Source organism: Cryptosporangium sp. NPDC048952, from assembly GCF_043197895.1.
Classification (GTDB): domain Bacteria; phylum Actinomycetota; class Actinomycetes; order Mycobacteriales; family Cryptosporangiaceae; genus Cryptosporangium.
In genome coordinates, this window is record NZ_JBICTY010000004.1 from 466741 (window position 1) to 489804 (window position 23064).

Consider the following 23064-nt stretch of genomic DNA (forward strand, 5'->3'; position numbering starts at 1 on the left):
TCTTGTTGGAGAGCAGTGCTCTCGCTTCTTCGTCAGGAGACGATCATGAGTGTCATCGAGCAGCGGTATCTCGAGCCGGGCTGGTTCATCCGGAACGTCTTCAACCGGGCGATCCAGGCGTTGACCCAGGCGGGAGTGAGCATTGCCGGCAGCCGCGTGCTGCGCGTTCGTGGCCGCACGAGCGGCGAGTGGCGCGAGAACCCGGTGAACCTGCTGAGCCACGACGGCGCGCGCTACCTGATCGCGCCGCGGGGCCAGACGCAGTGGGTGCGGAACCTGCGCGTGTCGGGTCAGGGTGAGCTGCGCGTCGGACGGCGAGTGGAGGCGTTCACCGCACTGGAGCTGGGCGATGACGTCAAGCTGCCGGTCCTGCGTGAGTACCTGCGCAAGTGGGGCTGGGAGGTCGGCCAGTTCTTCGAGGGGATCGACAAGAACTCCTCGGACGCCGAGGTGTCGGCGATCGCGCCGGGGTTCCCGGTGTTCCGGCTCAGCTAGGTGCGTGGATCGTCTTGTTCGACGGATACCACTCCGCGCCGACGGGCTCGCCCGCGAGGTTCCAGCTCCACGACACCGTGGGCGTGATGCGCAGGTAGGTGCCGGGGCCGATCAGTCCGACCCGTTCGAAGGGTTGCTCGGCGTCGCCGTAGATGCGGATGCCGCGGGCGATGAACGGCTGCAGTGACACGAGGTCGTCGACGACCAGCGCCACCCTTCCGTTTCCGGCGCCGACGTTGCGGAACTTGCGGGTGGCGGTGACGGTGCCTGCGCCGCCGATCCAGAGGAACGTCCCGTCGTATTCGACGGCGACGGGGACGACGTCGGGTTGCCCGTCCGGGGCGACGGTCGCAAGTCGACCGAGTGGGGCCGACCGCAGGTAGGTGATCTCTTCGTCGGTGAAGGCCATGGCCGGGACGCTACTCAGCCGTCGACGGGACGAGCTCGATCTTTCCGGTGACCTTGCGGCCTTCGAGGAGGCGGTGCGGGCCTGGCGTGAGCTTCGCGTCGGCCACCCAGGTTGCGCCGAGGGCTTCGACACGGTCGCGCCGGGGAGGCTGGACATTCCGAACACCGTGACCCCGGCCGCGCGTGCGATCTGGGTGAGCGCGGAGCCGACCCACCGGCGCGCCGAGAACGAGAACCGCATCGCCGCGGCGGTCGTGCGACGTGGTGGAACATCTGGTAGGCGGTGAGGTAGTTGAGCAGGAGTAGGGCGTCGACGTCATCGGGGCGACGAGCGCGCGGCCGACGGCGTCGAAGCCCAGGACATCGGGCAACTTGCCGGGGTTGAGGCCCTGCCTGGTGGTGACGTCGTCGAAGGCGACGCCGGCTGCCTCGGTGAGGGTCAGCAGTTCGCCTGCGCGCGATACCGGTATTGGCGCCATCGTTGACACGAGGGCTTCGCGGCGCCGTGGCAGGCGCCAAGACGGGCTCGGCCCCGGCGCGGTTCAGACCCAGTCCCCGTTGTACTGACTACGAAGGAACACCTTGTGCTTGGGAAGAAATAGCGGCAGCGTCGACCCGCGCCCGGCGACGCCGATCTCTCGAGCGGCGGCCATCCCCAGCCAGAAGATCATGAGATACAGCAGCGGCACGCTACCCATCGTGATCACCAGCGGGGGCGCATTACCCGCGGAACGAGCACCGACCGCGAGCATCGCCGCCACCCAGCCGGGGAAGCAGACGGCCGCACCCACCCACCGGGCGATACGGCGGCGACGGGTCTCGGCGACGCTGTAGACGTGGTAGGTCAGTCTCCGGCCGCATTCGAGGCAGGTGACGCAGTGGCGGACGCCAGGCTTGCCGTCGGCCGGTCGCTTGATGGCCCAGACGCGGCCCTGGTAGTCCCAGGCGGTCGTCCCGTTCAACCCCGGGTGACCGAAGAAGGTCCTTCGATGGCCAACCAGGGCGTCCTGGACGGGTTCGACGAGTCGGGCCACGACCGCGAGCATGCCCGTGCCCGCTACACGTGTCCTACACGACAATCCTGAGTAGACGCGAGGCGGGGGGCGGCCCACCGTGAAGGTCCGACCCCGGCAGGAGCCCTGCCCTGCGGCGCCGGGCGGGCGGATGCGGGGTGGTGCGAGGCGGTGCCGGACGCGAGGCGGTGCCGGGGGCGGGGCAGGAGGCGGTGCGGTGCGGTAGTGCGGGGGAGCGGTGGTCAACGTTCGCGCGGTGCGGAGCGCGGTTCGTGGTGGTGTGGTTATGCCGGGCCTCCGTGGTGCGGTGGAGGCCCGGTAGAGGTGGGTGGTGCCCTTGTTAGAAGGGTGGTGGGTCTTCGGCTGCGGGTGCCCCGGCGGGGACCGGTTCGGGTGCGAGCGGCGCGGTCCAGTCCGCCGGGACCGTGAGTGCTTCGGTGTCGTCGCTCTGGTCGGGTGGGGTGACGGTGTAGGTGTGTCCGGCGGGGCTGGTCCAGGTGCATGTCCCGGTTGCGGCGTCGTGGGCCACTTCCCAGCCGGCCTCGTCTTTGGCGCGGTGGTGGCGTCGGCACAGGGGCAGGAGATTCTGGGTGCTGGTGTGGCCGCCGTCGATGTGGCGGATGTTGTGGTCGAGGTCGCAGCGGTAGGAGGGCATCGAGCAGCCGGGGAACATGCAGGTGGGGTAGGTGGCGCGGATGAGTGCGGCGAGGCGGGCGGTGGGGCGGTAGGTGCTGCGTCCGAGGTCGGTGATCACGCCGCCGGTGTCGGTGATCCATTTTTCCCAGTGTCCGTCGCCGGCCAGTTCCCGCACGATCGTGGCTGGTACGGGGCCGTAGCCGGTGAGGTCGCCGGGTGTGTTGCTGGTTGCGAGCACTGTGGACAGCGGCGCGGTCAACGCGATCCGCGCGGGTGTGGCGCGTTTCCCGGCGAGGACGGTGCGGATGAGCTGCAGCGTCTTCTTATCCAGCTGCCCGCCGGCTGTTGCGCCCCGCTCGTGATGGGGGCACGCATCGCAGCCGCAGCCTGCGGGTCCGGCACCGGTGGGTCCGGTACCGGTGGGTGCGGTGCCAGCGAGCGCGGGTCCGGTGGGTGCGGGCCCGGCTGGTCCGGTGGGTGCGTTGTTGTCGGGTGTGGATTCGGTGCACGCGGCGCTGATGGGCGTGGCGCTGCCGGTGCCTGCCGATCCGGCGCTTGCGGGAGCGATCCCGGCGGTGCTTGCCGATCCGGCGCTCGCGCGGTCGAGGCTGGCTGGATCGCTGCTCGTAGAGCCAGTACTGGTGCCGGTGGGCGTGGCGGTGCCGGTGAGGCCGGTGGTCGCGGGATCGGTTGCCGTGGGATCGGTGGTCGCTGCAGCGGTGTGGGTGGGGTCGGTGGGGCTGGCTGGGGATCCGAGGCCTGGAATTCCGGAGAGGACGGGAGGGGTGGGGAGTAGGCCGGTGGTGGTGAGGCCGCCGATGTCGAGGAGGGCGATGAGGGCGTCGGCGCGGCGTTGGTCGAGGGTGCGGTCGTCGTTGCCGTGGCGCATTTTGCCGGACAGGTCGTCGATGGTGGCCCTCGCGCGGGCGGCGTGGTCGGCGGGCAGGAGGGCGTCGAGGCGGGCCATGCCGTCCGGGGCGGCGGTGAAGTCGACGCGGCGGCCTGTGCGGGCTTTGCGGTGGCGGGCGTCGGCGCCGGCCGGGTCGGCCTTGGCGACTTCTTTGCGGGCCCGGGCCGCCAGTTGCGCCGGGGTTTTCGTGTCGGCCAGGCCGAGGAGCTTCGCCTCGACCAGAGCGGCGGTGTCGTCGTCGAGGGGTTCCAGCGCCCGGACGATCTCCTCGGCGTGGCGCTGGGTGATCCGGCCCTCCTCCAACGCGCGGCGGGTGAGGAAGCCGCGGCCGGCCAAGACCCGGGCCACGTCGATGCGCGAGCCTGCTGTCAGACCGGAGAGCCGCAGGCCCGCGGCGACTTCTTCGCGGCCCCAGTCCTCCTCGTCCGGGCTGACCCAGGAGCCGGCGATCTGCACGATCGCGGCGTTGAGTTGCGAGTCGGCCCAGGCGATCGCCCGTTGCCACTGCTGAGCGACGATCACCTGGTCGCCGCAGTCGGGCAGGATCTCCGGCCGCCCGTTCTCATCCACCATCCGCCGGGCCACCGGACCCAGTTCCGCCAGTGCCGCGAACAGCCGTGGTCCTGCCGGTATCCGCCCCAACCCCGCTACCTCACTCATGCCAATGACTATCGCACGTGCGTACGACAGAAAGGCCGCCGTCCACAGGCCGCCGGAGAGGCAGGAGCCGTTGTGGACAGCGCCTCGGTGACGGTCGATCGCTGCTAGACAAGCACTGCCACGAAGTGCCCGAGGGCGACGATCGCCAGTAGGAGGAAGGTGGCAGGGAACGCGATGTTGTGGAGCACGCCCGCGCGGACATGGGCTGTGACCGCGCCGACGAAGAACAGCACCAGGCCGGCTGCGGCAGCCACGCCGAGCCAGGGGAGGCCGAGCAGCCCGAGGATCACCCCGGCGGTTCCGGCGCCCTCGAGAAACGCCAGGGAGGGAATCCATCGCCGCGGCACGCCGACCTCGGACGCGTTCTGCAGAACGAACTGGGCCTTGGCGATCTTGGCCGCCACCTCGAAGGCGTTGGCCAGAACGCAGCCGACGGTTCCGACCAGCAGCAGTAGGGTCACAGTGGTCTCCGGCGTGGATCGGGGTCAGGTGGTCGGTTTCGCACGCCCCTCCTGACGCTGAGCCCGCACGAAAGGTGACCCCTCGTGGAACTTCTCGAACGGTTCGAGGCCGCGCGGCCACGGTTGATGTCCGTCGCCTTCCGGATCGTCGGTTCGCACCACGACGCCGAGGACGCTGTGCAGGCGGCGTGGTTACGCGTTCAGGCGGCGCGAACGGCGGACGTTGCCAATCTCGATGGCTGGTTCACGACGGTGACGGCACGGCTGTGCCTTGATCAGCTCCGTGCCAGGGAGCGGCGGGGGGAGCTTTCGTTGCTGGCCGATGCTCTGCCGAGTGAGCAGCTGAGCGTCGACGAGGAGTTTCTTCGGCGGGACGAGGTGTCGCGGGCGGTGCTGGTGCTTCTTGGTGAACTGTCGCCGGGGCAGCGCGTGGCGTATGTGCTGCACGATTTGTTCGCGTTGCCGTTCGAGGAGGTTGCGGCCGTGCTCGGGACCACTACCGCCGCAGCGAAGAAGCTCGCCAGCCGCGCCCGCGTCCGCCTCCGCGAATCACGCCTCGACGCCACGCCCGCCGCGACCGCCCCCGGCGCTCAGCCTCACAACGCTCACGATCGCGGCGCTCAGTCCCACGGCGCCGGCGATCGCGGCGCTCAGTCCCACGGCGCCGACGATCGTGTCGCTGAGCCCGACGGCCACGATCGCGGTGCTCAGCCCGACGGCGCTGACGATCGCGGCCATCAGCCCCACGGCGCTCACGATCGCGGCGCTCACCGTCACGGCGCTCACGATCGCGGTGCTCAGCGCGACGGCGCTGACGATCGCGGCGCTCACGAGCGAGACCGCGGTGTGGGAGGGGGCGGCGGCGCTGGTGGGGATCGGGCGAGGGCTCGTGCGGTGGTCGAGGAGATGGCGGTGGTGGAGGCGTTTTTCGAGGCTGCGGCGGGTGGCGATATGGGGCGGTTGGTGGCGCTGTTGGCTCCTGGGGCCGTGCGTTCGGTGGATCCGCGGCTGCTCCCGCCTGGCGCGCCTACTGTCGTGCGGGGGGCGGGGCCGATCGCGGAGGAGACCAGGTACTTCGGTGACCGGATCGCCGTCGCCGTGCCTGTTCTCGTCGACGGGATGCCGGGTGCGGTGATCGCTCCGGGGGGTCACCCGTTTGCGCTCATTCGGTTCCGGATCGACTCCGGGCTCGTCACGGAATTCTCTATCGAGCCTTACGCCGTCGCCGACAGCGAGCCCAACAGGGCTACGGCGTCGGCGCTCGGGGAGTTCGGGTCGGCGTGGTAGACCACCAGCTCCTGGCCGGCCGCGCCCCTTACGTCGAAGATCTGCGTTCTGAGGGTGAGGTCGCCGACCTCGGGATGGTGGAAGGTCTTGACCTCGGGGGCCTTGCCTCGGGCGTCGTGGCGCGCCCAGAAATCGCGGAACTCCGCGCTACCCGCGAGCAGCTCGTGCAGTACGGACTTGATCCGGGGGTCGTCGGGGGAGCGGCCGAAACGCATCCGGAAGCCGGCCACGGTGTTCGCTGCGACGGCCGGCCAGTCGGCGTAGAAGTCGTGGGGGTGGGGGTCGGTGAAGACCAGCAGCATCAGGTTGCGGGTGAACGCGAAGCCACCGAACAGGGCTTCGGCGATGGGGTTCGCCGCGAGCACGTCGTAGGCGCGGCCGTACACCAACGCCGGGTTGTTGGGCCAGGCGCTCAGCAGCTGAACGAGGCCCTCGTCGACGTGCTCGACGCCGTGCGGGCCGCGGTCGCGCGGCGCTAGTCCGGCCAGGCGGAACAGGTGTGAGCGGGCGTCGTCGTCGAGGCGGAGGGCGGTGCTCAGGGCGTCCAGGAGCGCGGCGGAAGGGGTGCGTTCGCGGCCCTGTTCCAGCCGGACGTAGTAGTCGACGCTCATGCCCGTGAGCTGGGCGACCTCCTCGCGGCGTAGGCCTGGTACGCGGCGCGGGCCGGCATCGGGTAGGCCGAGGTCCGTTGGGCGTACGGCGGCTCGGCGGCTGCGGAGGAAGTCGCCGAGCGGCGTGGTGGTCATGGGTTGAGCGTAGGCACGGTGGTCCGGATTGTGCCTGGGTGTGGTGCTCCCAGGGAGGGATGTGGCTCTCCCGGATAGGCCGTGGTGGGCGAACGGTTGGGTCATGACCACTTCGAAGGTTGTTCTTGTTACCGGGGCCAGTAGTGGGATCGGCGCCGCGGTTGTGCGCCGGCTTGCTGCCGATGGTCACCACGTCGTTGCGGCTGCTCGTCGCAAGGACCGGCTCGACGCCCTGGCTGCGTCAGTCAGCCCCTCGGGGCGGGTTGACGTCGTTGGGCTTGATGTCACTGATCGAGGTGCTGTTGGGGCTGTTGTTGATGGGATCGTCGAACGGTATGGGCGGCTTGATGTGCTCGTTGCCAATGCCGGTGTGATGCTCCTGTCGCGGCTGGATGCGCTTCTCGTCGAGGAGTGGGACCGGATGCTGGACGTGAACGTCCGCGGGCTGCTCAACGGCATTGCCGCCGCGCTTCCGGTGTTCCGGGAGCAGGGTGCCGGGCATCTTGTCGGCGTGGCGTCGGTCGGGGCGCACGAGGTCGTCGCGACCTCCGCGGTGTACTCGGGAACCAAGTTCGCCACCTGGGCGATCACCGAAGGACTGCGTCAGGAGGCCGACCCCGGTATCCGGGTTACGACCATCTCGCCGGGTGTGGTCGAGTCGGAGTTGGCCGAGCACATCACCGACCCCGAGGCCCGGGAGGCGATGCGCACCTATCGGGCAGCGTCGATTCAGCCGCAGGCGATTGCGGCCGCGATCGCTTTCGCGATCGACCAGCCCGACGACGTCGACGTCAACGAAATCATCGTCCGCCCCACCCGCCAACGCCCATGACGCTCCGCCCATGACGCGCCGCCCGCGGGGCTCCGCCCGCAACGCTGCCCGCGGGGCTCCGCCCGCAACGCTGCCCGCGGGGCTCCGCCCGCAACGCTGCCCGCAACGCTGCCCGCGGGGCTCCGCCCGCGGCGCTGCCCGCGGGGCTCCGCCCGCGGCGCTGCCCGCGGGGCTCCGCCCGCGGGGCCCTCGGCGGAAAGGCGTATATGTCGTCCGCGATCAGCGGGCCCGTCGATTGGGCCCAAGAGCCCCAAGAAGCACAGAACGACGCAAGCCCCGCGGGCGACGCGGTGCATAGCGTCGTGCCGGGTCGACTTCGGACAAACGCGCCTGCAATGACGGGCGAACCCACGGCCCACTGGTCCAGAGCCGGCCGCCGGAAACCGCCGACCCCACGCGCACCCGCCGATACACCGGCCCGAACCAGCACCAGGCCGGCGGCTCCGGCGGCAACCCCAACCAGTCGCCGTGCGGCGCCAGATAGGGCTCGCCGCGCGAACTCCCCGGGCCCCACAGGGTGCCCCTGTCCAGGGTGAGACCCCCTTCGAGCGACGCCGACACGTACACCACGCCCGGATGTACGAGAGCCAACGCAAAATTGCGCACCCGAATATCGTCGATCGGAAGTTCTGCTTGAAGCGTGTGGACCGCAACCACCCCGTGGCCGGCGGACAACGACGCGTGGTGCACCGGCGGAGTTCCGGACAGAAAAAACAGGGACGATGCGCGGGCGTATGCAGCGGCGAAGCCACCGGACCCGCGGAGAGGCTCGGTGTCGCCGTAGCGGCGCGGCATGGCCTCCGGCAGGTGCTCCTCGGCGGCGCGGAGCCAGCGGTCGACGATGCCGGGTGAACGATCCCGCCGCTCGTACCACCGCACGAGGACGGTGTCGACTACGCGGTCAGCCACGCCGGGAACGCGGTGTAGAGGTGTTCCATCAGCTCGTCCGCGGAGATCGACGGCTCCTCGATCCAGTCGAGCAGCACGTAGACGGTGCCGGCGGCCATGTACAGCGCGAGCGTGCGCACGCCGTTCTCGTCGAGCGAGGGCAGCTCGGAGAGCACGGTGCCGCGGGCGACGACAGCGACTTCCTCGACGAGCTTGCTCTGGATGAGGGGCTTGGAGCCCGCGTACCGCACGAGCGCGCGGGCTTCCCACAGCCCGTCGACCATCGCGCGCAGGCCGAGCCGCGTGATCTCGGGACGCGACAGGACGTGGTCGGAGCGGCGGGAGGAGTCCAACGGTTCGATCTCCGCGAAGACTTCGCTCACCGCCGCGACGGCCACGTCCTGCATCGTCGCGAAATGCGTGTAAAAAGTGCTCCGGGCGACGCGTGCGGTGCGGCAGAACTCGGTGACCGAGAGGTCCGGTCCGTCCACCGCATCGCGGAAAGCGCTGATCAGGCGTCGGCGGGTTTCGACGGCGCGGACGTCGTCGGTCGCTGCGAGGCTCTCCCGCCGCGTCTGCTGCGCCATCAGCGCAGCGTAGCTCCCGCGGCCACGGGGATCGTCACGCCGGTGACGTAGCGCGCGTCGTCCGAGGCCAGGTAGGCCAGGGTGTTGGAGATGTCGACCGGGTCGACCATGTCGACGGGAATCGCGTTCTGCAGCGACTGGTGGTCGCGCGGGTCGCCGGTGACGAAGTACTCCTCGATCATCGCGTTCTGGGTCATCGGGGTGTGCACACCGGTCGGGCAGATGACGTTGACCCGGATCTTGTGCTCGGCGAGCACGCTCGCGTAGTTGTTGGCCAGGTTGATCACGGCTGCCTTCGCCGCCGAGTACCCGAGCAGGCCGAGCGTCTTGCCGTTGAGCGTCCGGATCATCGGCTGCAGCGCCGCCATCGAACTGGTGACGACGATCGAGCCGCCGTCGCCCTGCTCGATCATGCGGGGATAGGTCAGCTCGATCGTGTTGAGGACGCCGGTGAGCAGGACGTCGAGCGTCGCGTTCCAGGCGTCCATCGTCTGCGCGGTCTCGCCGTAGACGGGCATGACCCCGGCGTTGGCGGACACGATGTCGACGCGCCCGAACTCGGCGATCCCACTGTCGAAGACCGCGCGCATCGAGTCGATGTCGCGGACGTCGGCCACGCTGGCGACGATCCGGCGGTCGAGGGCCTCGACCTCTTTGACGGTCTCGGCGAGGTCGTCGGGGGTCGCCATCGGGTAGCCGACCTCCGGCATCTGCGCCGCGATGTCGATCGCGACGATGTCGGCGCCCTCCTGCGCGAGTCGGATCGCGTGGCTGCGGCCCTGTCCGCGGGCGGCCCCGGTGATGAAGGCTACTTTGCCCTCTAATTTGCCCATTATCTGCCTCTTGCGTATTCGGTGTCAGGAACGTACCGACCGTACGCTCGCGTAATAGACACTGTCTACTAGCTGAGTGAACCCGCTCGTTCGCGTCGGAATCCGGGATCGTGGAACGCATGACGGAGTCTGTGCTGCCGGAACTGCGCGTCATGTGGTGGGAGAGCGGCGACCGCGCCCGCGCCGAGACCGGCGCGTTCACCCTGATCGCGGGCTTACCGGGCCTGGTCGCTCAGGCGGTGCGCGTCAGCTGGCGCGCCGACCGGCTGCGGACGACGGTCATCGCGGCGTCGGCCGTGGTCAGCGGCGCGATGGCCACGTTCGGGCTGCTCGCCACCCAGCAGATCCTCGTCGAGCTGTTCGCGTCCGGCCCCACCCCCGACCGACTCCGCGCGGCGATTCCCGCGCTGGCGGCGCTCGGTGTCGCGACGGCGATCCGCGCGCTGCTCACCGTCGCTACCGGGTACGCGCAGAACAGCCTGACGCCGAGGGTCAACCACGAGGTCGAACAGGGGTTGTTCGCCGTCACGACCGCCGTTCCGCTCGAGGCGTTCGACGAGGACGCGTTCGCCGACGACATGGAGCGCGCCACCCGCAACTCCAGTTCGGTGATCGACCTCGTCGAGGTGTCGTTCGACCTGCTGGCCGGCGTGATCGGCATCGTCGCGGTCGCGGTCGCGATCGTGGTGATCCACCCGCTGCTGCTGATCGCGCTGGTCGTGGCCACGGTTCCGCGGCTGTGGGCGTCGTTGCACACCGGGCGGGTCCGGTACCTCACGTTCCTCGCCAGCTCCGTGCGGCGTCGGCGGCTGCGGATCCTGCACGACCTGATGGCCCAGCGCGACTCCGCCCCCGAACTGCGCGCCTACCGCCTCCGCACGTTCCTGCTCGGTCTCCACGACGACGTGATGGGCGCCGAGACCCGGATCCAGCTCGCGATGGCCCGCCGGATCAGCACCACACAGTCGGTCGGCTCGTTCACCGGTGGGCTGGCCACGGCCGCCGTCTACGTCCTGCTCGGGTTCCTGCTGCTCCGCGGCCACATCCCGCTCGCGGCCGCCGCGACCTGCGTCGTCGCCCTCCAGGCGGCCCAGCGCACGCTGACCACGACCGTCTACCAGATCGACCGCGTCTACTCCGAAGGTCAGCTCTTCCGCGACTACGTCCACTTCCTCGACCGCGCCGCCGACTTCGCTCCCGCGTCCCTTCCGGACCGTCTCCCCGATCCGCTTTCCCGCCTGGATATCGACGCGGTGAGCCTGCGGTACCCGGGCCGCGAAGAACTCGCTCTCGACGAGGTGAGCCTCACCGTCGAGGCCGGGCAGACCGTCGCGTTCGTGGGGGAGAACGGCTCGGGCAAATCGACGCTCGCGGCGCTGATCGCCGGGCTCCGGGCTCCGAGCAGCGGCGAGATCCGCTGGAACGGACGCCGATCGACGGGCGACAACCCGCGGATCGCCGTCGTCACGCAGGACTCGTACAAGTGGCCGTTCACCGCCGAGACCAACATCCACCTCGGGGACGTGCGGTTCGATCCGGAGCAGGAGCGGGTCGAGGAGGCGGCGCGGCGGGCGGCGGCGCACGAGATGATCGCCGGGCTGCCGTTCGGCTACCGGACGCTGCTCGACCGGACGTTCGCCAACGGGCAGGACCTGTCGGGGGGCCAGTGGCAGCGCATCACCGCGGCGCGCGGCTTCTACTCGTCGCCGGACCTGCTGATCATGGACGAGCCGTCGTCGGCGCTCGACCCGCGCGCGGAGGACGCGCTGTTCCAGGCGATCCGGGACCGGCAGGGCGAGACGACGACGATCCTGATCACGCACCGGCTGGCGAACGTGCGGCACGCCGACCGGATCTACGTGCTGCACGAGGGGCGGCTCGTGGAGACCGGGACGCACGAGGAGCTGATGAGCGTCGACGGCGGCCGGTACGCGGAGCTGTTTAGCCTGCAAGCGGCCGGTTACACCTCGCTGGGTGGAGACCACTGACGACGGGCACTTCGTCGTTATCAAGGGGCGGCGGTGGCGGGCGACCGACCCGGCGATTCCGGAGGACGTCGCCGCGGAACTGCGCCGGGCGCTGATGTCGGCGCGCCGGGACGTGGGGTCGTTGCTCCGCGCGAAGAAGGACCCGGCGTCGGCGCGGGCCCGGGTGCAGGTCGCGAAGGTGGCGCTCGGCGAGCGGGGTGTGCCGTGGTGGGAGCAGACGCTCGAGGAGCGTCAGCAGCGGTGGGAGGCGGGTCTGCGCGACCTGACGTGAGTGTCGGACCTGGATTCTCGCCGCGTCGCTGGCGCTGGATCGGCGGAGCTGACCGTCGCGCGGCCACCGGAGAAGCGGTTCATCGGCATGCGCCGTCACTTCCAGCCGGGCCAGGGGCTCTGCGGTGCCGGCCGAGCTGCTTCGGTACTAGGGTGGTGTTCGGCAGGAGCGACTGCCGCACTCCGAGTCGTTGTGGCCCGCGTCCACGGCGGCGGTGAGGACAAGGGCCGCTGGTTCGCGCTCGTCGACGAACGATCAGTCACCGGTGAGCGATGGCGATCAGAGCGCGGGGCAGTGTCGCCACAGAGGATCTCGCGTGACTGACAACAGTGCGTTCAAGAGGCTGGTCCGGGCCCGGATGGCCGAGACCGGAGAGAAGTACACGGTTGCCCGCAGGGCGGTGATCACCGGGTCGGTGCTCCGCGTTTTCGTCGATCTGGAGCTGACGCCGGAGGCCGCGGAGGCCTATGCGGCGGCTGACGCCTCGGGCCGCCAGGAACTGGTGGACCGCCTTCTGGTGAGCGCAGCCGACGCAACGCTCGTGTCCGACCAGGAGACCGCGATCCGCAGCGCCGTGCAGCGGGCCGTCGACCGGCTCGTCGGAATCTCGGAGGTGAGCGTCGGCCGCACTGCCGACCGGCTCCGCGTCACTGTCCGCGCCGCGCGTCCGATCGCGCTGGTGGGGCCACGTGGCGACGAGGCCGACCGCCTCCGCGGCGAGCTCGAAGAGCTGACCGGGAGTCGCGTCTCCCTGGAAATCCTGGAGGACTCCTGATTCGATTCCGCCTCCACGGCCCCGCCACCGATCACGAGATCAGTCGCCTGCACCAGGCGGCGTTCGGCCACGACTCCGAAGAGCCCTGGAATGAGCGGCTCGCACGTCACAGCCTGCTGTGGGTCACCGCCCGCGCGGACGACGAACTGGTGGGCTTCGTCAACGTGATCGGCGACGGGGGCGCCCACGCCGTGCTGCTCGACACCGCTGTCCACCCGGAACACCAACGGGCGGGCATCGGCGTCGGCCTCGTCCGGGAAGCCACTGCGGAGGCCACCCGGCTCGGTTGCGAGTGGCTGCACGTCGACTACGAACCGCATTTGGCAGCGTTCTACGAGGACGCCTGCGGGATGCGCCCCACGTCCGCGGCGCTGTTGCGGCTCGAGTGATTCGCCGACCCGTGTCGAAATCGGCGGTCGTTGGTCGTATAGGTGGTGATCGGTCGCGAACCGCGGCCGGCACCACCGAACGGAGCAGAACGATGGGTTCGATTTCGGCCACGATGTGGATCACGCTCGACGGCGTCGTGCAGGGCCTCGGGCGCCCGGACGAGGACACCCGCGGCGGGTTCGAGCACGGCGGCTGGGGCGGGCCGTACAACGACGAGGTGATGGCCCGCGAGATGGGCAAGGCCAGGTCAGAGTCCGGTGACATGCTGTTCGGCCGGCGGACCTGGCAGGACTTCATCTCCGTCTGGGCCCGTGCCACCGACGGCAACCCGATGACCGAGCACATGAACGCGGCGACCAAGTATGTGGTGTCGCGGACGCTGGAGGAAACGTCGGCCTGGGAGAACTCGGTGCTGCTGCGGGGGGACGCGACCGAAACCGTGGCCGCGCTGAACGATCGGGACCTCGCGATCATCGGCAGCGCGTCGCTCGTGCGCAGCCTGCACGCCGCCGGCCTGATCGACCACTACACGCTGCTCATCCACCCGCTGACGCTCGGCACCGGCACCCGCCTGTTCGACGGGCCCGCGCCCCTGACCGAATTCGACCTGACCGACTGCGTCACGACCACCAAAGGCGTGATCATCGCCTCCTACCGGCGGCGGTGAGCGAGAACCAGCAGGCAGCGGGGGCTACCGGGGCGGTACTCGCCCGCAGCGGTCAGCTCGACCGACGTCGTCTCGAAGCCGGCGGCGGACAGGTCGGCGGTGACGTCCGGCAGGGCGCTGAGCCGGTAGTACATGACGAACTGCGGACGCCACACGGCGTTGCGCACGCGCATCGTCAGATCGAAGCCGTGCGTGAGCCAGAACCAGCTCGACGTGGGCGGCGGGGGCGCCTCGATCGGGAACGCGAACAGGCCGCCGGGGCGCAGGGCGCGATACGCGCTCTCGAACAGCGCGGGCCGGTCTGCGGGCAGGAAGTGCCCGAGGGCGCCGAAGCTGACCGCCAGGTCGAAGCCGCTGGTGAACGGCAGGGCGCGGGCGTCGGCGCGCACGAACGTGGCGTCGGGGTGCGCGTCGCGGGCCTGCGTGAGCATGCCGGTGCTGAAGTCGACGCCGGTGGCTCGGTTGTCGCAGAGCGACTCCAGAACGTTCAGGCCCGCGCCGGTTCCGCAGCACACGTCGAGCCCGTCGGCGAACGGGCCGTGCCCGGCCAGCGCCTCGACCGTCGCGTCGAGCACGACGCCGGGCGTGCGGAACGGTGTGTGGTCGAACTTCGGCGCGAGCAGGTCGTACCCGCGCTCGACCGAGGACAGCGCCTGCACGGTCAGCTCACCCAGCGTCGGACCTTGGCGCGTGAACACCCCTCGATCGTAGAGCCGTAGCGGTGGCGAACACGCGGCGCAGCGAACCGAATGTCTCCAGCGAGCGTCGGCCCTCGTCCTGCAGTGAACGCACGGCCGCGTCGGTGGCGGGCGCGGTCAGGGCGTCCTCCCACATCGTGCGCTCGGCCGCGCGCCAGTCGGGCTTGTCGTGGACCTCGACGTCGACGAAGCCTGCTTCCGGGAGGTCCCGAGCGAGGTTCACGGCGCGGATGCGGTCGGGCGCGCGGTCGTCCACGGCCTCCCAGCCGGTGAGGACGACCCGGCCGCCGGGAACGAGCAGGCGGTGGAACTCGGTGAGCGCGGCGAGGGGCGGTGCGGCGAACTGCACGGAGTCGAGGCAGATGAGCCCGTTCGCAGTTCCGGTGGGGAGACCGGTCTCGGTCAGCGTCCCGAGCCGGAACTCGGCGTCTGCCGACAGCTGTGCGGCCTGTTCAAGCGCAACTGCCGAAAAGTCGACGCCGATGAGCCTCGCGCCGGTGCGTTGCGCGATTTCGACGCCGTAGGCGCCCCGGCCGCACGCGATGTCGAGGAGGAGACCGCCGGGTTCGAGGCGCAGGGCGTCGGTGACGTCCGCGAGCCCGCGCCAGGGAAGAACGCCCGTCACTCCGGACACTCCCAGCGCCCGGGCCATGATCGCGTCGCGGGCGGGCGAGGCGCTCATGTCGGCGTACCAGTCGTCGAAATACCCGGCGTCGAGCGTCATTCCGTGCCCTGCTTCAACACGTTCAGCGGTGCGGGCTCGGTGCTCGGCCACAGGTCGAGGACGTACTCGAAGTGTTCGCCGGGGGCGTCGGGGTCCGCCCGCGGCGGTGGGCCGATGCGGTACAGCTTCACGGCGTCATCGGTCCACCCGCCGGGCGCCACATCGGGGTCCACGGCCGCGCCGGCTCTCATCGCTGTGTCGTGCGCTTCGGCGTCCTGTACGTAGAACTGGTGGTATTCGGCGTGCACCGACTTGCTGAACGGCCCGAGCATCGCGCCAGAATACGGATCGTCCCGGAGGGTGTCGCCGCTGCTGGGGCGCAGGTGCTGTTCTCCGCCGATGTCACCGGGCAACGGGACGCGACCCGAATCGGACCGGCCCGACGTGCGCGATCGACCCTACGGGCCGGATCGTCGCCGAAGTCCCGGTAGGAACGAGCGGAACAGTGATCGCGGAGGTGGGCGTGGGATGAGCGGCGGGCACGTGTTCGACGAGGTGGCGGACATCTACGAGCGGGCCCGGCCCGGATACCCCGACGAGCTGTTCGCCGACCTGGTGCAGATTACCGGCGTGGGCCAGAACGCCGCCGTGCTCGAGGTCGGGTGCGGCACGGGACAGGCCACCCGCTCGCTCGCGGTGCTCGGGTGTTCCGTCACCGCGCTCGAGCCCGGGGCCGAGCTCAGTGCACTTGCTCGCCGCCGTCTCGCGTCGAACAGCAATGTCGACGTCGTGAGCAGCACGTTCGAGCAGTGGGACGACAGTGGCCGGCGCTTCGACCTGCTCGTCGCCGCGTCGTCGTGGCACTGGGTCGACCCCGCGGTCGGCTGGCAACGCGCGCACGACCTGCTGCGCCCCGAGGGATGGATGGCGGTCCTCGACCACGTCGTCGTTCGTCGACTGGACGAGCCGGAGATGTACGCCGGGACCGCGGACCTGCACGAGCAGTTCTCGCCAGGCAACCCGGGCTGGGGCCATCCGCCGCTGGAGGAGGACGCGACGGTGCCCGATCTGGACTCCCGGTTCGGGCCGACGATCGTGCGGTGGTATCCGACGGTGCAGTGGCTCGACGGAAACGGGGTCGCCGACCTGCTCCGCACCACGTCCCTCTACCGGGCGCTCGAGCCCGACGTCCGCGAACCCCTCCTCGACGCGATCTCCGAGCGCGTCCGCACCCGCATGGGCGACCACGTCCCCCGCCGCTACCTCACCGTCCTCCGCCTGGCCCAGCGCGTCGACTAGCCAGGCTGCCCGCCGTGCTGACGCGGTTGAACGGGTTCGGAATCACGCTCCTGCCGAACTGGCCGTGATTCGCCGAGGGACGCCGGTGACCGCGCATCGTTCTATCTGCGGGGACCGGGGGCGGACAGCACCAAGCGGCAGGCGTAATTGCGGTAACCGGCGCGCTCGAAGGCGGCGGCCATCGGGGTGTTTGTCGAATCGGTGTCGGCGCGGATCCGCTTCGGCGCGGTTTCGGACGCGAGGATGCGGGTGATCTCGCCGAGAATGTCATCCGCATACCGGTGACCGCGGTGCTCGGGTAGCACTCCGAGGTAGCCGACGACCGGGAAGGCGCGATTGCGCGAGGGGACGCCAAAGCCGATCACCTTTCCGTCCGGAGCTTCGCCGATCCGCCACCAGGAGCGGTCGCCTAGCATGGCGTCGCGGTAGAACGCGACGTCGTTTCGTGCCTGCGCTGCTGCGCCGACCCGGGCGGCTTCCCGGCCGGACGTGGTGTCGAGGCTGCCCGCCAAGACCTGGCGGAACAGGTCGACGAAGACCTCGTCGTCTGGCTCAGCACGAAAGGACAGGCGCCCGGACGGCGCCGGGAGGCCGACCCCCGGCGTCCACTCATAACGCAGCCGCTCCAGACTCGCCACGAGCCCGGCGCGCCCTGCGGCTTCGCGTCGCCATGCCACGGCGGCGGCAACGTCGGGCTGATTCCGCCAGTCGCGTGGAAGAAGCAGATGGAAGTCGGCCTGTTCACCCGCGGCGGCGAGTAGATCACCAGCCAGCGCCGCGGGGTCGTGCACTGAGGCGTGGACGAACACCGCATCGAGAGCCTCGGGCCGGGTGTCTCCCCACCAGATGGCGACCGCCAGGACCGTGGAGGCGTCCTCGGCGATCCAGGTGTGGTCGAGGCGATACTCGCCGTCGGCGAGACGGGCACGGTAGGTGTCGGCGGTGAGAGCGCACGCTGGATCCGCGACGACGAGCGGCAAGACGCGGGCGAGCTCGGCCTCGACGGCGGGGCGGAAGATCATCGGGTCAGATCCAGGCGCCAGTCGTTGCTGCGCATGAAACGGCCCGGTGGGAACTCGAAGTCGCACTCGCCGACCAGTTCGAAGCCGATGCGGCGGCACACCGCGTTGGACGGCGCGTTGTCGACCGACGGGAACGCGTGCAGCCAGCGGAGGCGGCCCGTGTCGGCAGCGTGGGCCGCGGCGGCGGATGCGGCCCGGCCGGCGATGCCCCGGCCCTGGTACTCGGGCAGCACGTTCCAGCCCATCTCGAACACCGGCTCGTCCTGCCACACCCGTTCCGCGTAGCCGACACTGCCGACCGGCTCGCCGGTGTCCTCAAGTCGGATGCTGAACATGCGGCCGAGCCCTTCGGTGGGGAACCGCAGGTAGCGCGCGTGTCGGACCAGCAGCTGCGACTCGGTCTCCGGGCCGCCGACGTGCTTCTTCATGGCCGGGGTGTTGATCCGGCGCAGCAGGCCCAGGTCCTCGTTGGTCCAGGGCTCGATGATCAGACCAGCGGGCGTCATCCTCCGGTTGTACCTGGTGAGCTCGCGTGATGCCTCGGTCCGATGTGTACGTGGGGCGCGCCCCGCAGGATGCTGGGCATGTTCCTCGGCGTCCCGTTCTTCTTCCCCGACCAGCTGGCCGCCTACGAGCGGCAACCAACGGTGATGACCGTCGCCTACGCGTTGTTCCTCGCCGGGATCGTGGCGCTGTGGCCGGGGGTCGTCGCGGTCGCCACGCGGATCGGCGCCACGCGCCCCGCCGGGGCGGTGTGGGGCGGCGCGCTGGTGATGTTCGGGCTGTTCGCGCGGGCCTTTCACGATGGCGTCAAACGTTTGCGTTTGCTGTGGTGGACAGCAACGGTCTCGGCGCCGCCACCCGCGCGGTGGGTGCCTATTACGGGCACCGGGAGTGGGTGGTGTCGAGCCTGAGCGGTGCGGTGATGGCCGGGTGGATCGTGCTGGCGATCGGATGTTATTTGTCGGGCACGCTGCGGCTGGTGCCGGCGGTGGCGCTGGCGTTGATGTCGGGCTGATGATCGGGGTGCTCAAAGGCAGTACGTGGGCTTCGGTGGTGGAGGTCGCGGGGCTGGTGGTGGCGTTCGTGCCGCTCGGGGTCGGGATGCTGCGGGGTGCGGGTCGGCCTGCGTGGCGGTCCGTCGGACTCGTCGGGGGGTTCATCGTCGCTTCCGTGGTGCTGGGGCAGCTGGGGTGATGTGACAGCCCCAGTACATTCCGGTTCGTGTTGAAATCGCGTCGCCCCCTGATCGTCGTGCTGGTCCTGATCGTGGTCGTTTGTGCGGTCTGGGGGCGGGAAGCGGTGATCCGGCTCGCGATCAGCGGTAGCCACCCTTTTGAGCTCGACCGGTTCTACCGGCAGGACGTGAGCTGGCACGGCTGCCGTGAGCGCCTGGACGAGGTCGGGGCTCGCTGCGCCGACATCACGGTGCCACTGGACTACGACCGGCCGCGCGGACGGACGCTCACGCTGACGGTCACCCGCCGGCTGGGCACCGACAGCGACCACCACCAGGGGACGCTGGTCATCGACACCGGCAACGCGGGCAACGGGGTGCTGGCCGTGCTGCAGGGGCTCACGCCGGTGATGTCGCACGGGTCGCCGACGGTGGCGGCCCGGTACGACCTGGTCAGCGTCTCCGGACGCAGCGCGAAGCTCGACTGCGGTTGGCCGGCCGTCGCCCCTGCCGCCGCTCCCGACCGTCGCTCGTTCGAGGCGAGCGTCGCGACCGCCAAAGACCTCGCCTCCCGCTGCGCGAACGTCAAGGATCTCCTGCCGTATGTCTCCACCCGCGTCAATGCCCAGGATGTGGACGTCGTGCGCAGCGCGCTTCTCACCGACCGCGTGTCGTATCTTGGCTGGTCGTACGGGGGATACCTCGGCGCGGTGTATGCGCAGATGTTTCCGGAGCACGTCCGGCGGGTGGTGCTCGACAGCGCGCTCGACCCCGCCGCCGCGCCGAGCGGTAAGCCGGACGCCGCCGCGTTGGCGAACTGGGCGCGCTGGGCTGCGGAACGAGACGCGACCTATCACTTGGGGGCCTCCGAGGACCAAGTACTCGCCGGGGTGAAGCAGACACCGCCCGGGCTGCTGCGGATCGACGTCGACACCGACGAGGCGTACGCGGCGTTCACCGCGCGGGTGCAGGCCCGTACCGGCGCCGAGGGGCCGACCGCCGGCGAGGTCGCGGTGCGATGCGCGGACCGCCCCGTCTCGAAGGACCCGGAGACCTACTACCGCGACATTCAGACCCATCTCCGCGACGAACCGCTGTTCGGACCGCTCGAGCGCAACGTCACGCCGTGCGCGTTCTGGCCGGCCGAGCCGGCGAAGGGGCCGGTGCGGATCGGGTCGAACGTGCCCGCGCTGCTGGTGGGGGCCAGCGGTGATCCGGTCGGTGGGCAGCAGGGGATCCACCGGGCGCTCACCCGGTCCCGCCTGGTGACCCTCGACGGCGCGTTCCGGCACCGCGTCTACCTGTTCGACGGCAACAAGTGCGTCGACAAAGCAGTCGACGACTATCTCCTGGCCGGAACCCTCCCGTCCACCGACCAGACCTGCACGCGGAGTTGACGTGAGCGGTTTCGTGTTCGTCGCCCCGATGGACGACCCGGAGGTGGCGGAGTTCTACGGCCTGAAGATTCCGGCGGTGACGTCTCGGCCGTCGGTCGCGGAGGTGCTGGACGCGCTCCGCGCAGCCGGGTGCTGCGGGGCGAACTGGTTCGCGGTCCTCGGGGAGGATGCCGGCGCCCGGCTGCCCGAGGACGGAGGCGAGTTCGACCTCGGCGAGGTGACGATCTCCTCGCCCGGTCAGGAGACCAGTTTCGCGGCGGATGCGAGGTTCGAGAGTGCGGCTTTCCGGAAGCCCGATCCTGCTGCGGCGCAGGTCGCGGCGCGTGCCGTCGCGTCGGTGGCCGGCCCTGTGCTGGTGCTCGACGAGCAGGGGGAACACGGCTTCGTCGTCGAGCCCGAAAAAAAGTTCTGACGGGGTGTCGAGTGGGGCGACCGCCGTTCGACGCGTTAGGGAAGAGACACCCTGACACAAGGAGACAGCAATGCGGTTCATGGTGATCATGAAGGCCACGGCGGACAGCGAAGCCGGCGTGAAGCCCGCCACCGAGGACTTCGACACGATGGGCGCGTTCATCCAGGAGCTGATCGACGACGGTGTGCTCCTGGCGGCCGACGGCCTCGCGCCCAGCTCCGATGGTGCCCGGATCTACTACGAGGGCGACAAGCAGACCGTGGTCGACGGGCCGTTCACCGAGACCAAGGAGCTCATCGCCGGCTACTGGCTCGTCGAGATGAAGTCGCTGGAGGAGGCCGTCGAGCGGTTCAAGCGCTGCCCGATCTCGCAGCCGAAGGACGGCTCGGGCACCAACCTCGAGATCCGGCGCGCGTTCGGCCCGGACGACTTCGGCGACGAGTTCACCCCGGAGCAGCGCGAGGCCGCGGAGAAGCGGGAAGCCGCCGGAAACGTCTGATCACGGTATACAGGGGCGGTGGCCACTGATACCCACCGCGCTATCGAAGCCGTCTGGCGGATCGAATCACCTCGGCTCATCGCCGGGCTGACCAGGCTCGTCCGCGACGTCGGCGTGGCCGAGGAGCTCGCCCAGGACGCGCTGGTCGCAGCGCTGGAGCAGTGGCCGGCGGACGGTGTACCGCGTAATCCCGGCGCTTGGCTGATGACCACGGCCAAGCGCCGGGCGATCGACCAGATCCGGCGCAACGAGACCTTCCAGCGCAAGGTCGAGGAGGTCGGCCGGGAACTCGAGGAGGCGACGCCCGACATCGGCGCGCTCGTCGCCGAGGACGACGGCATCGGCGACGACCTGCTCCGGCTGGTGTTCGTGGCGTGCCACCCGGTGCTGTCCATGGAGGCGCGCACCGCGTTGACGCTGCGGCTGCTCGGCGGCCTCACCACCGACGAGATCGCCCGGGCCTTCCTGGTACCGGAGCCGACCATCGCGCAGCGGATCGTCCGGGCCAAGAAAACGCTGGCCAAGGCCCAGGTGCCGTTCGAGGTGCCGCAGGGCGACGAGCTGGCGGCCCGGCTCTCCTCGGTGCTCGAGGTCGTCTACCTGATCTTCAACGAGGGCTACTCGGCCACCGCCGGCGACGACTGGATGCGCCCGGCGCTGTGCGAGGACGCCCTGCGGCTCGGCCGCGTCCTGGCCCGGCTGGCGCCGCGCGAGCCCGAGGTGCACGGCCTGGTGGCGCTCATGGAGATCCAGGCTTCCCGGGCGGCCGCCCGCACCGGTCCCGGCGGCGAGCCCATTCTGCTGGCCGACCAGAACCGCGCCCGCTGGGACCAGTTGCTGATCCGCCGCGGCCTGGCCGCCCTTTCCAAAGCCGAAACCCTGGTCGACGAAACCCCTGGGCCCTATGTGCTGCAGGCGGCGATCACGGCCTGCCACGCCCGGGCCCGCCGCTTCGACGACACCGACTGGGTACGGATCGCCGAACTCTACGAGCGCCTCGCCGCCACCAAGCCGTCGCCGGTGGTGGAGCTGAACCGGGCGGTGGCGCTGTCGATGGCGTACGGGCCGGAGGCCGGGCTGGCGCTGCTGGACCAGCTCCTGGCGTTCCCGACACTGCAGAACTACCACCTGCTCCCGGCGACGCGCGGCGACTTCCTGGTCAAGCTGGGCCGGCACACCGAGGCGCGGGCGGAGTTCGAGCGGGCGGCCTCCCTCACTCGCAACGAGCGCGAACGGGCGCTACTGCACGCCCGCGCCGCCGCCTGCTAGCCGCGGCGTGGGGCGGTGCCGGAGGCGGGCCAGGCGGCCACGTTCGTGGAGGCGTTCGGTGGCTTCGCCGATGTCGGTCTTCGCGACCTTCGCCGCGAACGTTTCGTAGGTGTTGAGGAATGTGTATTCGCCGCCGCGGTATTCGCGTTCGGCGTGGACGTGCGCTTCGATGCACGTCCAGGTGCGTTGCATCCGGTACGAGACCTGAACGGCGACAAGATCCCATTCGGCGAAGCCGTATTCGGCCAGCGCGCTCAAATGTTGGTAATAACACGCGACTTCGAACGCCGTGCCACGCAGCGGCTCGGGCAGCCTGGTGAAGCCTAGCGCGACGTCGTGGTTGGGTAGTTCCTCCCAGAGTGTGATCTCGTGAGTGGCGAATTCCGCCGTTCGTTGTGCCTCGAGTGCGTCGAGGACGACGGGTAAATGGTTCGCGTTGTGCGTCAAGCGGAGAGCGCGCCACGAAAGAGCGGTCGACGCCACCACAGCGGCGAATGCCACCGCCAAAGCCAAGACATTCAGCAATTGAGCCGTGTCCACAATTGCAGGGTAAACAGTCCGGCAAATGCACGCCCGGCATCGGTAGTGGACGGTCGCCCAGGAGAGCTCTAAGCGGCGAGCGCGAGCGGTTCGGTGAGGATGCCGAGCGCCCACCGCATGCGCGGGGCGGCCACTTCGGGGCAGTCGCCGTACGCGGTGGCGAGCGCGGCGACGCACCCGCGGGTGCCGCCGCAGCTGCGCACCGAATGCGCGATCGCGGCGGTGACGGCGGCCGGGCCC

At 70.2% G+C, this 23064-nt stretch carries 31 protein-coding genes and 1 pseudogene; 16 read left to right on the plus strand and 16 right to left on the minus strand.

What is annotated here, in order from left to right:
• Nucleotides 1–45: 45 nt before the first annotated feature.
• The gene (locus tag ACGFY5_RS24780) at nt 46–495 is read left to right on the plus strand and encodes a nitroreductase/quinone reductase family protein (RefSeq protein WP_392723290.1); all 450 of its coding nucleotides are present in this window, start codon (nt 46–48) and stop codon (nt 493–495) included.
• Here the strand turns inward: ACGFY5_RS24780 and ACGFY5_RS24785 are convergent.
• The 5 genes from ACGFY5_RS24785 to ACGFY5_RS24805 all read right to left on the minus strand — a co-directional run bounded on the left by ACGFY5_RS24785 (nt 488) and on the right by ACGFY5_RS24805 (nt 4583).
• Nucleotides 488–904, minus strand: a complete 417-nt coding sequence (locus ACGFY5_RS24785) for a PPOX class F420-dependent oxidoreductase (protein ID WP_392723291.1) — start codon at nt 902–904, stop codon at nt 488–490. The two genes, ACGFY5_RS24780 and ACGFY5_RS24785, sit on opposite strands and share 8 nt — an antisense overlap.
• A 10-nt stretch (nt 905–914) precedes the next feature.
• Nucleotides 915–1382: a hypothetical protein gene (locus ACGFY5_RS24790; protein WP_392723293.1), complete on the minus strand. Its 468-nt coding sequence runs from the start codon at nt 1380–1382 to the stop codon at nt 915–917.
• Nucleotides 1383–1445: 63 nt separating this feature from the next.
• Nucleotides 1446–1937 (minus strand): hypothetical protein, encoded by a 492-nt coding sequence (locus ACGFY5_RS24795; RefSeq protein WP_392723295.1) that lies wholly within the window; start codon nt 1935–1937, stop codon nt 1446–1448.
• A gap of 319 nt (nt 1938–2256) precedes the next feature.
• Nucleotides 2257–4122, minus strand: coding sequence for a DUF222 domain-containing protein (locus tag ACGFY5_RS24800; RefSeq protein WP_392723296.1), 1866 nt, complete (start codon nt 4120–4122; stop codon nt 2257–2259).
• A gap of 104 nt (nt 4123–4226) precedes the next feature.
• On the minus strand, nt 4227–4583 hold the full coding sequence (locus ACGFY5_RS24805) for a DoxX family protein (protein ID WP_392723297.1): 357 nt from the start codon (nt 4581–4583) through the stop codon (nt 4227–4229).
• Between the two features lie 84 nt (nt 4584–4667).
• Here ACGFY5_RS24805 and ACGFY5_RS24810 point away from each other — a divergent pair.
• Nucleotides 4668–5126 (plus strand): annotated as a pseudogene (locus tag ACGFY5_RS24810) (sigma-70 family RNA polymerase sigma factor); the annotation flags it as partial.
• A gap of 6 nt (nt 5127–5132) precedes the next feature.
• Here ACGFY5_RS24810 and ACGFY5_RS24815 read toward each other — a convergent pair.
• Nucleotides 5133–5414, minus strand: coding sequence for a hypothetical protein (locus ACGFY5_RS24815; RefSeq protein ID WP_392723931.1), 282 nt, complete (start codon nt 5412–5414; stop codon nt 5133–5135).
• A 63-nt stretch (nt 5415–5477) separates the two neighbouring features.
• Between ACGFY5_RS24815 and ACGFY5_RS24820 the strand changes: the two genes are divergently transcribed.
• Nucleotides 5478–5870 carry a hypothetical protein gene (locus ACGFY5_RS24820; RefSeq protein WP_392723932.1) on the plus strand — a complete coding sequence of 131 codons (393 nt, stop codon included), beginning with the start codon at nt 5478–5480 and terminating at the stop codon, nt 5868–5870.
• Here the strand turns inward: ACGFY5_RS24820 and ACGFY5_RS24825 are convergent.
• On the minus strand, nt 5798–6616 hold the full coding sequence (locus ACGFY5_RS24825; RefSeq protein WP_392723299.1) for a helix-turn-helix transcriptional regulator: 819 nt from the start codon (nt 6614–6616) through the stop codon (nt 5798–5800). The two genes, ACGFY5_RS24820 and ACGFY5_RS24825, sit on opposite strands and share 73 nt — an antisense overlap.
• Nucleotides 6617–6719: 103 nt before the next feature.
• Here ACGFY5_RS24825 and ACGFY5_RS24830 point away from each other — a divergent pair, with 103 nt between their 5' ends.
• Nucleotides 6720–7448 carry an SDR family oxidoreductase gene (locus tag ACGFY5_RS24830; RefSeq protein ID WP_392723300.1) on the plus strand — a complete coding sequence of 243 codons (729 nt, stop codon included), beginning with the start codon at nt 6720–6722 and terminating at the stop codon, nt 7446–7448.
• Between the two features lie 893 nt (nt 7449–8341).
• Here ACGFY5_RS24830 and ACGFY5_RS24835 read toward each other — a convergent pair.
• Both ACGFY5_RS24835 and ACGFY5_RS24840 read right to left on the minus strand, forming a co-directional pair.
• Complete coding sequence (locus ACGFY5_RS24835) at nt 8342–8923, minus strand: hypothetical protein (RefSeq protein WP_392723302.1); 582 nt, start codon at nt 8921–8923, stop codon at nt 8342–8344.
• Nucleotides 8923–9756 (minus strand): mycofactocin-coupled SDR family oxidoreductase, encoded by an 834-nt coding sequence (locus tag ACGFY5_RS24840; RefSeq protein WP_392723303.1) that lies wholly within the window; start codon nt 9754–9756, stop codon nt 8923–8925. The genes ACGFY5_RS24835 and ACGFY5_RS24840 overlap by 1 nt, the downstream gene beginning before the upstream one ends.
• 119 nt (nt 9757–9875) lie before the next feature.
• Here ACGFY5_RS24840 and ACGFY5_RS24845 point away from each other — a divergent pair, with 119 nt between their 5' ends.
• The 5 genes from ACGFY5_RS24845 to ACGFY5_RS24865 all read left to right on the plus strand — a co-directional run bounded on the left by ACGFY5_RS24845 (nt 9876) and on the right by ACGFY5_RS24865 (nt 13847).
• Entirely contained in the window at nt 9876–11744 is a 1869-nt protein-coding gene (locus tag ACGFY5_RS24845; protein ID WP_392723305.1) for an ABC transporter ATP-binding protein, read from the plus strand.
• A complete protein-coding gene (locus tag ACGFY5_RS24850) occupies nt 11731–12015 on the plus strand; it encodes a hypothetical protein (RefSeq protein ID WP_392723307.1) in 285 nt (94 codons plus the stop codon). The genes ACGFY5_RS24845 and ACGFY5_RS24850 overlap by 14 nt, the downstream gene beginning before the upstream one ends.
• Before the next feature lie 316 nt (nt 12016–12331).
• Nucleotides 12332–12790, plus strand: coding sequence for a KH domain-containing protein (locus ACGFY5_RS24855; RefSeq protein ID WP_392723309.1), 459 nt, complete (start codon nt 12332–12334; stop codon nt 12788–12790).
• 47 nt (nt 12791–12837) lie between these two features.
• Nucleotides 12838–13179: a GNAT family N-acetyltransferase gene (locus ACGFY5_RS24860; RefSeq protein ID WP_392723911.1), complete on the plus strand. Its 342-nt coding sequence runs from the start codon at nt 12838–12840 to the stop codon at nt 13177–13179.
• A gap of 92 nt (nt 13180–13271) precedes the next feature.
• Nucleotides 13272–13847, plus strand: coding sequence for a dihydrofolate reductase family protein (locus tag ACGFY5_RS24865; RefSeq protein ID WP_392723311.1), 576 nt, complete (start codon nt 13272–13274; stop codon nt 13845–13847).
• Here ACGFY5_RS24865 and ACGFY5_RS24870 read toward each other — a convergent pair.
• Genes ACGFY5_RS24870 through ACGFY5_RS24880 form a run of 3 tightly spaced genes read right to left on the minus strand, consistent with a single transcriptional unit; the run spans nt 13832 to nt 15541 of the window.
• Nucleotides 13832–14545 (minus strand): class I SAM-dependent methyltransferase, encoded by a 714-nt coding sequence (locus tag ACGFY5_RS24870; RefSeq protein ID WP_392723313.1) that lies wholly within the window; start codon nt 14543–14545, stop codon nt 13832–13834. The two genes, ACGFY5_RS24865 and ACGFY5_RS24870, sit on opposite strands and share 16 nt — an antisense overlap.
• Nucleotides 14514–15269 (minus strand): class I SAM-dependent methyltransferase, encoded by a 756-nt coding sequence (locus ACGFY5_RS24875; protein WP_392723315.1) that lies wholly within the window; start codon nt 15267–15269, stop codon nt 14514–14516. Before ACGFY5_RS24875 ends, ACGFY5_RS24870 begins: the two co-directional genes overlap by 32 nt.
• On the minus strand, nt 15266–15541 hold the full coding sequence (locus ACGFY5_RS24880; RefSeq protein WP_392723316.1) for a hypothetical protein: 276 nt from the start codon (nt 15539–15541) through the stop codon (nt 15266–15268). Before ACGFY5_RS24880 ends, ACGFY5_RS24875 begins: the two co-directional genes overlap by 4 nt.
• Before the next feature lie 196 nt (nt 15542–15737).
• Here ACGFY5_RS24880 and ACGFY5_RS24885 point away from each other — a divergent pair, with 196 nt between their 5' ends.
• On the plus strand, nt 15738–16508 hold the full coding sequence (locus ACGFY5_RS24885; protein WP_392723318.1) for a class I SAM-dependent methyltransferase: 771 nt from the start codon (nt 15738–15740) through the stop codon (nt 16506–16508).
• A gap of 101 nt (nt 16509–16609) precedes the next feature.
• On the opposite strand, the gene ACGFY5_RS24890 is transcribed toward ACGFY5_RS24885, so the two are convergent.
• Together ACGFY5_RS24890 and ACGFY5_RS24895 are read right to left on the minus strand one after the other, a co-directional pair.
• Complete coding sequence (locus ACGFY5_RS24890; RefSeq protein WP_392723320.1) at nt 16610–17530, minus strand: GNAT family N-acetyltransferase; 921 nt, start codon at nt 17528–17530, stop codon at nt 16610–16612.
• The gene (locus ACGFY5_RS24895; RefSeq protein ID WP_392723322.1) at nt 17527–18036 is read right to left on the minus strand and encodes a GNAT family N-acetyltransferase; all 510 of its coding nucleotides are present in this window, start codon (nt 18034–18036) and stop codon (nt 17527–17529) included. Before ACGFY5_RS24895 ends, ACGFY5_RS24890 begins: the two co-directional genes overlap by 4 nt.
• Nucleotides 18037–18114: 78 nt before the next feature.
• Here ACGFY5_RS24895 and ACGFY5_RS24900 point away from each other — a divergent pair, with 78 nt between their 5' ends.
• From ACGFY5_RS24900 to ACGFY5_RS24925, 6 genes are all read left to right on the plus strand, one after another.
• Nucleotides 18115–18444 (plus strand): hypothetical protein, encoded by a 330-nt coding sequence (locus ACGFY5_RS24900; protein ID WP_392723324.1) that lies wholly within the window; start codon nt 18115–18117, stop codon nt 18442–18444.
• Between the two features lie 103 nt (nt 18445–18547).
• Complete coding sequence (locus ACGFY5_RS24905; RefSeq protein ID WP_392723326.1) at nt 18548–18727, plus strand: hypothetical protein; 180 nt, start codon at nt 18548–18550, stop codon at nt 18725–18727.
• Nucleotides 18728–18754: 27 nt separating this feature from the next.
• Nucleotides 18755–20104, plus strand: coding sequence for an alpha/beta hydrolase (locus ACGFY5_RS24910; protein WP_392723328.1), 1350 nt, complete (start codon nt 18755–18757; stop codon nt 20102–20104).
• 1 nt (nt 20105) lies between these two features.
• Entirely contained in the window at nt 20106–20516 is a 411-nt protein-coding gene (locus ACGFY5_RS24915; protein ID WP_392723330.1) for a hypothetical protein, read from the plus strand.
• Between the two features lie 70 nt (nt 20517–20586).
• The gene (locus ACGFY5_RS24920; protein ID WP_392723332.1) at nt 20587–21015 is read left to right on the plus strand and encodes a YciI family protein; all 429 of its coding nucleotides are present in this window, start codon (nt 20587–20589) and stop codon (nt 21013–21015) included.
• Nucleotides 21016–21033: 18 nt separating this feature from the next.
• A complete protein-coding gene (locus ACGFY5_RS24925; RefSeq protein WP_392723334.1) occupies nt 21034–22284 on the plus strand; it encodes an RNA polymerase sigma factor in 1251 nt (416 codons plus the stop codon).
• On the opposite strand, the gene ACGFY5_RS24930 is transcribed toward ACGFY5_RS24925, so the two are convergent.
• Entirely contained in the window at nt 22255–22824 is a 570-nt protein-coding gene (locus tag ACGFY5_RS24930) for a hypothetical protein (RefSeq protein WP_392723336.1), read from the minus strand. The two genes, ACGFY5_RS24925 and ACGFY5_RS24930, sit on opposite strands and share 30 nt — an antisense overlap.
• Before the next feature lie 68 nt (nt 22825–22892).
• On the minus strand, nt 22893–23027 hold the full coding sequence (locus tag ACGFY5_RS24935; protein WP_392723338.1) for a hypothetical protein: 135 nt from the start codon (nt 23025–23027) through the stop codon (nt 22893–22895).
• Between the last annotated feature and the right edge of the window lie 37 nt (nt 23028–23064).

Excerpts from the sequence above, each read along its gene's own strand:
- ACGFY5_RS24895 (WP_392723322.1), bottom strand. The coding sequence starts at position 18,036 with ATGACGCCCGCTGGTCTGATCATCGAGCCCTGGACCAACGAGGACCTG.
- ACGFY5_RS24900 (WP_392723324.1), top strand. The coding sequence starts at position 18,115 with ATGTTCCTCGGCGTCCCGTTCTTCTTCCCCGACCAGCTGGCCGCCTAC.
- ACGFY5_RS24845 (WP_392723305.1), top strand. The coding sequence starts at position 9,876 with ATGACGGAGTCTGTGCTGCCGGAACTGCGCGTCATGTGGTGGGAGAGC.
- ACGFY5_RS24825 (WP_392723299.1), bottom strand. The coding sequence starts at position 6,616 with ATGACCACCACGCCGCTCGGCGACTTCCTCCGCAGCCGCCGAGCCGCC.
- ACGFY5_RS24890 (WP_392723320.1), bottom strand. The coding sequence starts at position 17,530 with ATGATCTTCCGCCCCGCCGTCGAGGCCGAGCTCGCCCGCGTCTTGCCG.
- ACGFY5_RS24835 (WP_392723302.1), bottom strand. The coding sequence starts at position 8,923 with ATGGCGCAGCAGACGCGGCGGGAGAGCCTCGCAGCGACCGACGACGTC.
- ACGFY5_RS24785 (WP_392723291.1), bottom strand. The coding sequence starts at position 904 with ATGGCCTTCACCGACGAAGAGATCACCTACCTGCGGTCGGCCCCACTC.
- ACGFY5_RS24865 (WP_392723311.1), top strand. The coding sequence starts at position 13,272 with ATGGGTTCGATTTCGGCCACGATGTGGATCACGCTCGACGGCGTCGTG.
- ACGFY5_RS24790 (WP_392723293.1), bottom strand. The coding sequence starts at position 1,382 with ATGGCGCCAATACCGGTATCGCGCGCAGGCGAACTGCTGACCCTCACC.
- ACGFY5_RS24885 (WP_392723318.1), top strand. The coding sequence starts at position 15,738 with ATGAGCGGCGGGCACGTGTTCGACGAGGTGGCGGACATCTACGAGCGG.
- ACGFY5_RS24920 (WP_392723332.1), top strand. The coding sequence starts at position 20,587 with ATGCGGTTCATGGTGATCATGAAGGCCACGGCGGACAGCGAAGCCGGC.
- ACGFY5_RS24880 (WP_392723316.1), bottom strand. The coding sequence starts at position 15,541 with ATGCTCGGGCCGTTCAGCAAGTCGGTGCACGCCGAATACCACCAGTTC.
- ACGFY5_RS24840 (WP_392723303.1), bottom strand. The coding sequence starts at position 9,756 with ATGGGCAAATTAGAGGGCAAAGTAGCCTTCATCACCGGGGCCGCCCGC.
- ACGFY5_RS24830 (WP_392723300.1), top strand. The coding sequence starts at position 6,720 with ATGACCACTTCGAAGGTTGTTCTTGTTACCGGGGCCAGTAGTGGGATC.
- ACGFY5_RS24780 (WP_392723290.1), top strand. The coding sequence starts at position 46 with ATGAGTGTCATCGAGCAGCGGTATCTCGAGCCGGGCTGGTTCATCCGG.
- ACGFY5_RS24800 (WP_392723296.1), bottom strand. The coding sequence starts at position 4,122 with ATGAGTGAGGTAGCGGGGTTGGGGCGGATACCGGCAGGACCACGGCTG.
- ACGFY5_RS24905 (WP_392723326.1), top strand. The coding sequence starts at position 18,548 with ATGATCGGGGTGCTCAAAGGCAGTACGTGGGCTTCGGTGGTGGAGGTC.
- ACGFY5_RS24875 (WP_392723315.1), bottom strand. The coding sequence starts at position 15,269 with ATGACGCTCGACGCCGGGTATTTCGACGACTGGTACGCCGACATGAGC.